Origin of the sequence: Azospirillum sp. B506 (assembly GCF_000333595.1) — a bacterium.
Classification (GTDB): Bacteria; Pseudomonadota; Alphaproteobacteria; order Azospirillales; family Azospirillaceae; genus Azospirillum.
On record NZ_BADK01000870.1, the window covers coordinates 1 to 2,898 of the forward strand.

The 2,898-nt window shown below is 63.0% G+C and carries 2 protein-coding genes and 1 pseudogene; 2 read left to right on the top strand and 1 reads right to left on the bottom strand.

The window, feature by feature from the left end; all coding sequences use genetic code 11:
• Nucleotides 1–234: 234 nt before the first annotated feature.
• A complete protein-coding gene (locus I71_RS26865; RefSeq protein ID WP_042701182.1) occupies nucleotides 235–1,431 on the bottom strand; it encodes an MFS transporter in 1,197 nt (398 codons plus the stop codon).
• 303 nt (nucleotides 1,432–1,734) lie between these two features.
• On the opposite strand from I71_RS26865, the gene I71_RS26870 reads away from it, so the two are divergent.
• Together I71_RS26870 and I71_RS26875 are read left to right on the top strand one after the other, a co-directional pair.
• Nucleotides 1,735–2,427 (top strand): class I SAM-dependent methyltransferase, encoded by a 693-nt coding sequence (locus I71_RS26870; RefSeq protein ID WP_042701184.1) that lies wholly within the window; start codon nucleotides 1,735–1,737, stop codon nucleotides 2,425–2,427.
• A 149-nt stretch (nucleotides 2,428–2,576) separates the two neighbouring features.
• Nucleotides 2,577–2,898 (top strand): annotated as a pseudogene (locus tag I71_RS26875) (serine--tRNA ligase); the annotation flags it as partial.

Here is a 2,898-nt window from a genome sequence, read left to right on the forward strand (position 1 = left end):
GAGGGCAGGGGCAGTTCAGCGCCCAGCGCTCGTACAGGATGCCCGCATGGGCAAGATGCCCTGCGATCAATGCCGATCGGCTGTCCGGAGTTCCGGCTTGCTTGCGTCGTTTTCCAGATAGACGGTCAGCTCACTCAAGGGCACGAACTCCTGACAAACGAACTCATACAGCTTGAGATATCTCTTGAAGCAATGCAACACAGCGAATCGCACAAGCGACCGTTGGCCGCGCCATCACCGGCTGCGCTGGAGACCGATGGTCACACCCACCGCGACCGCCAACAGCAGCCCAACGAAGGCGGCCACGCCGCTCCAGCCGAACCTTAGCCAGAACAGCCCGCCGAGCGTCCCGGCGAGCGTCGAACCCAGATAATAGCAGAACAGGTAGATCGACGATGCCTGGCCCCGCGACACTGCCGCCCGCCGGCCGATCCATGCCGACACGATGGAATGGGCGCCAAAGAAGGCAAAGGTGAACAGGGCGATGCCGGGAGCGATGCCGAACAGGCTGTCGATCTCCATCAGCGCCAGCCCGGCCACCATCAGTGTCACCGCAGCCGCCAAGGTGCGGTTCGACCCGAATCGGCCCGACCAGCCGCCGAACAGCGGAGAGCTGACCACGCCGAAGCTGTAGACCAGGAACACCGCGCCGACGATGGCCGACCTCAGTTCAAAGGGGCGCTCACTCAGACGGAAGCCGATATAGTTGAAGACGGTGACGAAGCCGCCCATCAACAGGAAGCCGAGCGAGAAGAGTCCGAGCAGTGCCGGATCGGTCAGCAAAGCCCGCCACGCCCTTACCAGCGCCGGCAATCCGGCGGCGCGGCGGATGAAATGCCGTGACGGTGGCAGGGCCAACCAGACTGTGACGGCCGCTGCGACCGCCAGCGCCCCCACCACCCCGACCGCCAGCCGCCAACTGCCGAGGTCGGTAACGACGGCGGTCAGCACCCGGCCCGACATGCCGCCGATGGCGGTCCCGCCAATATACAGCCCCATGGCGACGCCGGCAGATTTCGGATCGACCTCTTCGGAGACATAGGCCATCGCCACCGCCGGCAGGCCGCTCAGAGCCAAACCTTCCAGTGCCCGCACCGCCAGGAAGCCGTGCCAGCCCGGCATCAGCGCGCCGACGATCCCGAGGAGGCCTGCACCGAGCAATGCCGCGACCATCACCGGCTTGCGTCCGATGCCATCCGAGATGGCCCCAGCCACCAGCAGCGCCACCGCCAGGATGCCGGTTGTCAGCGACAGCGACAGGCTCGATTCCGCGGGTGTCACCCCGAATTCGCGCACGAAGTCGGGCAGCAGCGGCTGGACACAATAAAGTGTGGCGAAGGTGGAGAAGCCGGCCACGAACAGGATGCTGCTGGCACGCCGGTAGGCCGGCGTGCCGGACACCAGGTAAGCTGGCGATTCGTTATCCTGCACTGTCAAAATCCCTCACTGCCGCAATTCCTTCTGCGATTCAGGACATTTGCCGCGGTGCCATGCGAACGGCCAGCGGACATTGTGCGACGAGGGAAAAATTGTCTAAACTCCCAATGTCTTGTCCGCCATGCTCCGGGCGCAATCCGCCGGCGGTCAGTCCGGAATCGTGTCCAGCCGATACTTGGATGTTTCACGGCTTCTCACGGTTTGATTTCCGTACTATGGTCCGGCTGAAACGGCTCGGACTTTGCGGCTGCGGCAGCCATAGTCCTATCGATTTCTCTTCTTTTGCTGAGATCGGTAATGGAAAAAGAATATTTCGTCGATGACTACGAGAAGCTGGTCGCTGCGTTGAAAAGCGTCGATCCCATCGACGTGGCGATGAGCAAGGCGGTCGGCGGCGCCTACGAGATGTTCGGTCAGATCGAATGCCAGGTGCTGGAGCAGCATGGACTGGCGAACGGTATGTCCGTTTTCGATTTCGGCTGCGGCAGCGGGCGGCTTTCCACTGCGCTTTCGCAGAAATGGGAAATCGAATATCTTGGGGTGGACGTTGTCGAAGACCTCCTTCGATTTGCCGCCTCGAAGGCCCCTCAACACTACCGTTTTATTCTGAATCACGCCCTATCGCTTCCTGTACCCGACGCTTTTGCCGATATCTGTTGCGCCTTCAGCGTCTTCACCCATCTCAGGCACGAGGATTCCTATCTCTATCTGACGGATCTGGTGCGTGCCGCAAAGCCGGGCGGCCGCATCATTTTCTCATTTCTGGAATTCGCCTCTTCTAACCACTGGACGATATTCATCGACACGGTCAGGGCCCGTCGGCATTCGGTCCTCCCGCACATGAACGTCTTCATCGAGCGCAATGCGATCTCACGCTGGGCCGCCCATCTTGGGTGTCCGGAGGTCGACTTCATCGATTCGCATGACCCGCGCTGGAACGGCCATGCCATGGGGCAGTCCATCGCCGTGCTGACCAAGCCGGCTGCCTGAACGGGACGCTCTGGGCTCGGCGACATCCAGGGGGCACCGGTGGATGGCGGACGCCATCCGTGGCGACCCGTGCTGAGGCCTTGCACTGGACCTTGGCGGGGCCGCGCCGTATAACCAGTGCCCCACACAATTCGTTGATTGTTCGAGCCATGCACGATCTTCGCGCCATCCGTGAGAATCCCGAAGCCTTCGACCGCGGCCTTGGCCGCCGGGGACTGGCGCCGATGTCGTCCTCCGTGCTCGACCTCGACGGCCGTCGCCGCGCCGCGCAGACCCAGATGCAGGAGATGCAGGCCCGCCGCAACGAGGCGGCGAAGGAAATCGGCCTCGCCAAGCGCGAAGGGCGGGACGCCCAACCGATCCTCGACGAGATGGCGACCCTGAAGGACCACCTGCCCCAGGTGAAGGAGGAGGAACGCGCGCTCGGCGCCGAACTCGACGCCATCCTGGCGAGCCTGCCCAACATCCCGG